Annotated in this window: 9 protein-coding genes; 5 read left to right on the top strand and 4 right to left on the bottom strand. The window is 56.7% G+C overall.

Features of this window, described 5'->3' with window-relative positions; translation table 11 throughout:
• Positions 1 to 12 precede the first annotated feature (12 nt).
• Positions 13 to 69 carry a hypothetical protein gene (locus ACOCD2_RS09410; RefSeq protein ID WP_368857513.1) on the bottom strand — a complete coding sequence of 19 codons (57 nt, stop codon included), beginning with the start codon at positions 67 to 69 and terminating at the stop codon, positions 13 to 15.
• Positions 70 to 197: 128 nt separating this feature from the next.
• On the opposite strand from ACOCD2_RS09410, the gene ACOCD2_RS09415 reads away from it, so the two are divergent.
• On the top strand, positions 198 to 761 hold the full coding sequence (locus tag ACOCD2_RS09415) for a hypothetical protein (protein ID WP_293646998.1): 564 nt from the start codon (positions 198 to 200) through the stop codon (positions 759 to 761).
• A 66-nt stretch (positions 762 to 827) separates the two neighbouring features.
• Here the strand turns inward: ACOCD2_RS09415 and ACOCD2_RS09420 are convergent, their stop codons facing one another.
• Positions 828 to 1,025, bottom strand: a complete 198-nt coding sequence (locus tag ACOCD2_RS09420) for an Alvin_2107 family globule sulfur oxidation protein (protein ID WP_293647000.1) — start codon at positions 1,023 to 1,025, stop codon at positions 828 to 830.
• 352 nt (positions 1,026 to 1,377) lie between these two features.
• Between ACOCD2_RS09420 and ACOCD2_RS09425 the strand changes: the two genes are divergently transcribed.
• The 4 genes from ACOCD2_RS09425 (at position 1,378) to ACOCD2_RS09440 (ending at position 5,664) form a co-directional block, all read left to right on the top strand.
• Positions 1,378 to 2,421 carry an AAA family ATPase gene (locus tag ACOCD2_RS09425; protein ID WP_293647002.1) on the top strand — a complete coding sequence of 348 codons (1,044 nt, stop codon included), beginning with the start codon at positions 1,378 to 1,380 and terminating at the stop codon, positions 2,419 to 2,421.
• Positions 2,414 to 3,637, top strand: a complete 1,224-nt coding sequence (locus ACOCD2_RS09430; RefSeq protein ID WP_293647004.1) for a DUF2201 family putative metallopeptidase — start codon at positions 2,414 to 2,416, stop codon at positions 3,635 to 3,637. Before ACOCD2_RS09425 ends, ACOCD2_RS09430 begins: the two co-directional genes overlap by 8 nt.
• A complete protein-coding gene (locus tag ACOCD2_RS09435; RefSeq protein ID WP_293647006.1) occupies positions 3,637 to 5,112 on the top strand; it encodes a M48 family metalloprotease in 1,476 nt (491 codons plus the stop codon). The genes ACOCD2_RS09430 and ACOCD2_RS09435 overlap by 1 nt, the downstream gene beginning before the upstream one ends.
• 177 nt (positions 5,113 to 5,289) lie before the next feature.
• Positions 5,290 to 5,664 (top strand): HU family DNA-binding protein, encoded by a 375-nt coding sequence (locus tag ACOCD2_RS09440; protein ID WP_293647008.1) that lies wholly within the window; start codon positions 5,290 to 5,292, stop codon positions 5,662 to 5,664.
• Between the two features lie 74 nt (positions 5,665 to 5,738).
• Here ACOCD2_RS09440 and ACOCD2_RS09445 read toward each other — a convergent pair whose 3' ends face one another.
• Both ACOCD2_RS09445 and ACOCD2_RS09450 read right to left on the bottom strand, forming a co-directional pair.
• Complete coding sequence (locus ACOCD2_RS09445; RefSeq protein WP_293647010.1) at positions 5,739 to 6,257, bottom strand: retropepsin-like aspartic protease family protein; 519 nt, start codon at positions 6,255 to 6,257, stop codon at positions 5,739 to 5,741.
• Between the two features lie 33 nt (positions 6,258 to 6,290).
• Entirely contained in the window at positions 6,291 to 6,974 is a 684-nt protein-coding gene (locus tag ACOCD2_RS09450) for an MlaC/ttg2D family ABC transporter substrate-binding protein (RefSeq protein WP_293647012.1), read from the bottom strand.
• Between the last annotated feature and the right edge of the window lie 186 nt (positions 6,975 to 7,160).

The raw sequence follows: 7,160 nt of genomic DNA on the forward strand, positions 1-7,160 counted from the left end.
TTACTCTAAACTCTAGTTCAAAAGATAAGTGCACATAGTGTAATCACCACCATGGCGGGCATCCGCAATATGGCAGTTGTGCTGCACCTGGCTGCGGATTTTTTCGAGGGAATGGTTCATGTGAAGGCAATTCTTGAGTAAAATAGTCGACTATTCTTATAGCAGAAAGTCCCACAGGACTCAAAAGGAGAATTGTTGTGGCATTACCCTTGCGCATAAAGAGCCGCTGGAACAAGGACCATGATCACTCGCTGGACGAGATCGCCGGCGCACTGGCCTTTATCAGCTGGCGCCTGGCCCAGAGCAAAGCCATCAACCTGCATGGCGAAGACTTTGTCTATGAAAACGACAAACAGCGCATGGACGTCATCATAGAATACCTGATCTTTCAGCTGCAGATCATGGACCGACTTGCCAGACAGGAACTGGAGCTGTCAGATGAAGACCGCCAACTGCTGGTGACCGCCGTAGCAAAAAAGCAGGGCAGCATCATCCAGGACAACAGCCTCGATCTGTTCGGTCCCGGAGACTATGTACAACCATTTTTCGAGCTGATCAACCAGCGGGCGTCGGAATACGCGGAATACAGCTACACCGCCGACGGCCCCTCCTATCCCTTTCTGCGCCATCTGGGATATGAGATACAGCAGATCATGGGGGATTCCCAGGAAAACCGCTGGGTGATCGATCAGGTCATGGACAGGGACGGCCCGGAAATCGACCGCAAGATTGCCCCGGCAATGCGGGACCTGTTTGAATAGCGGGAATGCAGATACAACAAAGGCGGGGAAAACCCCGCCTTTGTTGTTGTAACCGGATTCAAGCTGTCAGCTTTTAACCCATTTGTCCAGGTTGTCCAGGTTTTTCTCTCCGCCGTCGGCATAGCCTGCTTCATAGGCTTCGTTCAGACGTTGCTCTTCACGCTCGGGGTGATGCAGAAAACCTGCCTGCCAACCCAGGATATACTCATCATCGACACCCATGCTTTCCATCTTGGTAACGGCATCGTAGTAAAACTGGTTCATATCCGGTCTCCGAAATTTTTTGCGTTAATACTTTACAGTCAAAGGCCGGCTATTCTGCCACGCCTTGCAAACTGCCACAATAATCTTGTTTCACGTATCATTCACCACGCAGTCCCAGAACCGGGGTGGTGAATACTGGCATTAGAATACTCTGTTTTTCTTATGTCTGGCAAGTCACTCCGGCATATTCTGGTATAAATACAGCCTATGAGGACTGATCAAGAAAAAACCACGATATTTTACAGTATGTTATCGGGTCCATAAACCCTCATGCGCGCAAAGGTTGACCTTTTGGCGCCGACTCCGCATCCTTCCATGCATTCCATGGACTTCCTGATATACAGAGCCCGTCATGCGCCCGGCCCAGTTGCTAACCATTCTCGATCGTGAATTCACCAGCACGACCGAGGGACATCACACACCCGTCATGCTGTGGGGGCCACCTGGTGTGGGAAAATCCCAGATAGTCGCGCAAATTGCACAAAAACACGAGGTGCCGGTCATCGATATCCGCCTTTCACAGATGGAACCCAGTGACCTGCGCGGCATTCCCTTCCGAGCCGGTGAAACCGTGGAATGGGCAGTGCCCGGCATACTGCCCAACGCAGAGCGCCACGGTCCCACCGGCATCCTGTTTCTGGACGAGATAACCTCTGCCCCCCCGAGCGTATCCGCCGCCGCCTACCAGCTCATCCTGGACCGCAAGCTGGGGGAATATGAAGTGCCTGAAGGCTGGGCGATCTTTGCCGCAGGCAACCGCCAGGGCGACCGCGGCGTGACCTATACCATGCCCGCTCCCCTGGCCAACCGCCTTTCCCATTTCGAGGTGGAGACCAACCTGGACGACTGGGTGGCCTGGGCATGGGAAAACGGTATCGATGAACGGGTCATCGCCTTTCTGCGCTTCCGCCCGGAACTGCTGTTCGATTTCGATCCGGCGCACAATCCCGTGGTCTTCCCCTCCCCGCGCTCCTGGGAGTTCGCTCACCGCAGCCTGCAGAAATTCGGCAACCAGCCCAACCTGCTGCAGGGCACCCTGCAGGCCTGCGTCGGACCGGCAGCGGGCATCGAGCTGCACGCCTTCGTCAACAGCCTGGACAAGATGCCGGATCTGGACGACATCGTCACGGGAAAGGAAGTTCCGGTTCCTGACGAAGTTGACCTGCAGTATGCCGTGGCGGCCGCGCTGGTGGGACGTGCCATTCGAGCACGGGCGGAACCCCATGCCAACGAGGTGATCGGCCATATCCTCGACTATGCCAACAGTTTCCCCCAGAAGGAAATGGGAGTCATGCTGGTATCCGACCTGCACCGCGCCATTGGTGATCAGCTGTTCCAGGTGCCGGAATTCACAAACTGGGCCACCGCCATCGGTGAAGTCATGCTCTATGGCTGAACTGGACCGGGAGAAAATCCAGACCAAGCTGGCAGCCGCACGCACGCGCCTGATCCTGGACAAGCCTTTTCTCGGCGCGCTGGTGCTGCGCCTGCCCATGACGGAAGCCAACCCCGACTGGTGCCGGACCACGGGCACCGATGCCCGGCACTTCTACTACAATCCGGAATACATCAATTCCCTGACCCTGGCCCAGACCCAGTTCATGCTCGCCCACGAGGCACTGCACTGCGCCCTTTCCCATTTTTCCAGGCGGCAGCACCGCGTACTGCACCGCTGGAACCTCGCCTGCGACTACGCCATCAATCCCCTGCTGGTGGAAGACGGGCTGACACCGCCCTACGACACCCTGATCATGGATGAATACAAGGGCATGACCGCCGAGGAGATCTACCCGCTGCTGGAAGAAGACGACAGCCAGGAAACCATCGACGAGCACCTGTATGACGAAAACAGCGAGGGCAGCGGCGAAGGCGGCGGTGATCAGGAGCCTCCGCCACAGCCACCGGAACAGGAAAAGGAGAAACAGCAGCAACCGCGTCCCGGAGACAAGCCACAACCTCCACCACCCCTGACACCGGAAGAACGCGAAACCCAGGAAGTACAATGGCAGCAACGCCTGGCCGGCGCCGCTCAACAGGCGATACAGGCAGGCAAGATGGACGGCGCCATGGCGCGCATGATCGATCATCTGCTGCAGCCCCGCCTGCCGTGGCGCATGCTGCTGGCCCGCTACATGACGGCTGCCGCCCGTGACGATTACAGCTACATGCGCCAGTCGCGCCGCAGCCAGGGTGATGCCATCCTGCCTTCCCTGCACAGCAGCGAGGTGGATGTGGTGGTGGCAGTGGATACCAGCGGCTCGATCCGGGACAGGGAAATACAGGAGTTTCTTTCCGAAATCTCTGCGCTCAAGGGCCAGATGCGTGCCCGCGTTACACTCATCCCCTGCGATGCCAGCATTCCGGAAGATGCTCCCTGGATCTTCGAACCCTGGGAAGAGCTCTCCCTGAAAACCGAAATCAGCGGCGGTGGCGGCACAGACTTCCGTCCTGTGTTCCAATGGGTAGAGGAGCAGTCCGTGAAACCCGGGATACTGGTATATTTTTCCGACCTGGAAGGACGGTTCCCCGAACTTGCACCTGCTTACCCTGTCCTATGGTTAGTCAAGGGAAAAGAGAAGCCCCCGTGGGGACAACGCATACAACTGAACTGATGCCTGAAGCCAAACTTCATCACCGCCTGCTCATCCTGGTTCTCGGGCTATGCCTGAACCTGACGCCTCTGCAGGCCTGGAGCATCAGCGGCGATGACCTGCCGGATATCGGCGCGGCATCCGGCAACCTGTTCACACCCGCCCAGGAGAAACAGCTGGGCAAGACCTTCATGCGCTATATCCGTGCCACCCAGCCGGTGATCACGGATCCCCTGATGGACGACTACATCAACAAACTGGGCAACTCCCTGGTGGAGCACAGCCAGGAGCAGGGTTCGAAGTTCACTTTCTTCCTGGTGGACAGCCCCCAGGTGAACGCCTATGCCGGCCCTGGCGGCTACATCGGCGTGTACACCGGCCTGGTGCTCACCACCCAGTCGGAGAGCGAACTGGCCGCCGTACTCGCCCACGAAATCACCCACGTCACCCAGAAGCATCTGCAGCGCGCCTGGTATGCGGCCAGCAACATGAGTCTGGTACAGGGCGCGGCACTGCTTGCCGCCATCATCCTTGGTGCCACCGCCGGTGGCGATGCAGCCATCGCTGCAACCATGGGCGCCCAGGCTGCAATGCAGCAGCAACAGATCAACTTCACGCGTCAGAACGAGAAAGAAGCGGATCGCCTGGGCATCAATATCCTGCACGATGCCGACTACGACCCTCACGCCATGCCCACCTTCTTCGCCCGCATGGGCCGCGCCAACAAGAGCTACGGAACCGAACTCCCCGAATTTCTGCGTACCCACCCGGTAACCAACTCGCGTATCGCAGACTCCCTGGGTCGTGCAGAAAAATTTCCCTACCGGCAACGCCCTGACAGTCTCCGTTACCTGCTGTTGCGTGCCAGCCTGCGGCAACAGAGCTTCGAAGAACCGGACGAAGCTATCAGGCACTTCCGCACCTTGCTCAAGGAAGGACGCTACCGGGACGAAGCGGCCACCCATTATGGACTGAGCCTGGCACTGCTGCGCGCTGACCATTACCGGGAAGCATCAGACGAGCTGAACAAGCTGATGCAGGAACATCCCGACACACTGGAGTATGTCGTGACGGCATCACGCACACACATGGAAGCCGGCCGCAAGAAACAGGCCATTAACCTCCTCGAACAAAGCGCACACAAATTTCCATTGAGCTATCCCCTGCAGGTAACGCTGTCCGAGTTCTATCTGCGCGCTGGCCTGGCCGACAAAGCCTACAAGAAGCTGAAGCTGCTGGCATCCCTGCAACCGGAGAATACACAGACTTACAAACTCCTGGCGCAGGCAGCAGCCGCGCTTGGCAACAAGGCCGAAAGCCATGAGTTCATGGCCATGCACTATTATCTGATGGGTGCACTGGAAGCTTCACTCATGCAATTGAAAATCGCCTTGCGCGTGCCGGGGCTGGATTTTTACCGCACGGCCAGACTCGAATCACAACTGAAAAAAGTGCAGCTGGAAATAGATGAACTGAAAAAGGAACACGACAAATAAAGCACCGGCCGTTACCACTCTTCTCGCGCTTTTCTTTCTGGAAAGTCAAAAAATGCTGAAAATAACGCGATATTTTGCCGTTTACGTCAACTGAAACCACTTTTTCACTATGGCAACAAAAAATATTATGCTAAGTTTCGCTACGGAATTACCCGAAAACACGAGGAGAGTAATCTGATGGTAAAGAAGACCACCAAAAAAGTTGCTGTTCAAGCAGCTCCCAAAAAGTTGACCGCCATTGCCAAGAAGCAAACCAAGAGTGAAATTCTGACCGCTATCGCTGAAGACACGGGTTTATCCAAGAAGGATGTTGCCGCCGTGTTCGCTTCCCTGGGCGATCTCATTACCAGACATATCAAGAAGCGCGGCTCCGGTGAATTTGCCATTCCCGATACCGGTGTGAAGATCCGCCGTGTGAAAAAGCCTGCCCGCAAAGCCCGCATGGGCCGCAACCCGGCAACCGGTGAAGCCATAAAAATTGCAGCAAAGCCAGCCAGCACTACTGTCAAGGTTACCGCGCTGAAAGCACTCAAGGATGCCGTGTCCAGATAATCTGTAACAAAAGGCTAACGCCCGAACAAGAAAAGCCGGCATCAGCAGTGATGCCGGCTTTTTTATAGTGATTTCTACAGTTGGCGCAAAGTCAGCACACCATCACGCTGGATTAACTCCAGCTTCTTGAGGAAGCTCATGCCAAGCAGTACCTGGTCTGCAGGTTTCAGATCCGGCAGGATCGTGGCCCGCACATTGCGCAATTCTATGACGCCCAGCTTCACTCGATCCAGCGTGGTCTGCCATACAGCCACCACGCCATTGGCCGTATGACTGAAAGCCCCACCCCGCTTCTCCAGGCCCAACCGGTCCGCCAGCGCTTCCGATACGGCAACGTCTGTCGCACCCGTGTCGAGCAGGAAAACCACCGGATAGCCATTGATCGTTCCGCTGGCGACATAATGCCCCTGTGCATTGCGTTCCAGCACGACTTCCCTGACGCCCTGCTCAGATACCCTGCCGCCGGGATTGCTGTTGGGGTTCTCCCGCCGCTCCAGCACACCACCAAAGAACAGTGTCAGCAGCGCCAGCAGCAGGACCCAGGCGGCAAAGATCATGCCCTTGCCCAAACCCTGCCCCGGTGGAGATGCCATCAGCTTTCCGCTTCAGTCCTGTCTGTACTGCGATCAGGATCCCGAGGACAGCTGACGGTGAGGACGGATCATCGGCCGCTGATCACGCCCCCTGGGCATGTACATGGTCTGGCGGAACTGCCGGCGATAGTGAACCACGGCGCTCTGACCATTGGCCATCACGTCGAACACCTTCCAGCCATCCTTCGCCTTGTAGAAACGGAAATCCAGGCGTGTGGGATAACCCTGCGGCCCACGGATCGCGGTGGTCACCACGCCGGTGCGGGCATTGGGATGCATACGCTGTGAAACGACGTTGACCGTCTGGTTGTTGTAGCTGACCAGGCGCTGCACCATGGTGGAAAGGAACTCCTCTTTGATACGCTGCGCCATGCGGCCGCGCTGACCTTCGCTCATGTGGCGGTACATGTTGCCGGCTGCGGATTTGGCCATGTAGGCAAAATCGAAATAGGGCGCCACTTCGTTGTCCAGGTATTTCCGCAGGGAATCTGTATCCAGGTTCTTGCTATGCAGGCGCTTGAGCAGGCGCCCCATCCCTTCCTCCAGCACTGCGGCAGGGCTGCCCTTGGTAAACGCCGGTGCTGCCGGCGGTGGCATGGGCGCCATCTGCCGGGGCATGGGTGGCGCATAACCGTAAGCAGGCATCGCTGTACCCGGCTGTGCCTGGGCAACACCCATGCTCACTGCTGCCAACAAAGTAAATACTGTTCTTTTCATTGTCTCTTCCTCCTCTACTGTGAATCTTGCTTCACGCCAGGACTCGCGTCGGGCGCAGCTGTTAACTGGTTACCGTCTATAAATAGCTATCTTTTTCGGGCAGCTCCAGATAATTAGCGCATGCCAATATACTGAATTAATTAATCACCTGCCTTGACAAGGATATTGTCGTTTGCAGGGAGCGAT

Origin of the sequence: Thiolapillus sp. (genome assembly GCF_048562965.1) — a bacterium.
Taxonomy (GTDB): domain Bacteria; phylum Pseudomonadota; class Gammaproteobacteria; order Chromatiales; family Chromatiaceae; genus Thiolapillus; species Thiolapillus brandeum_A.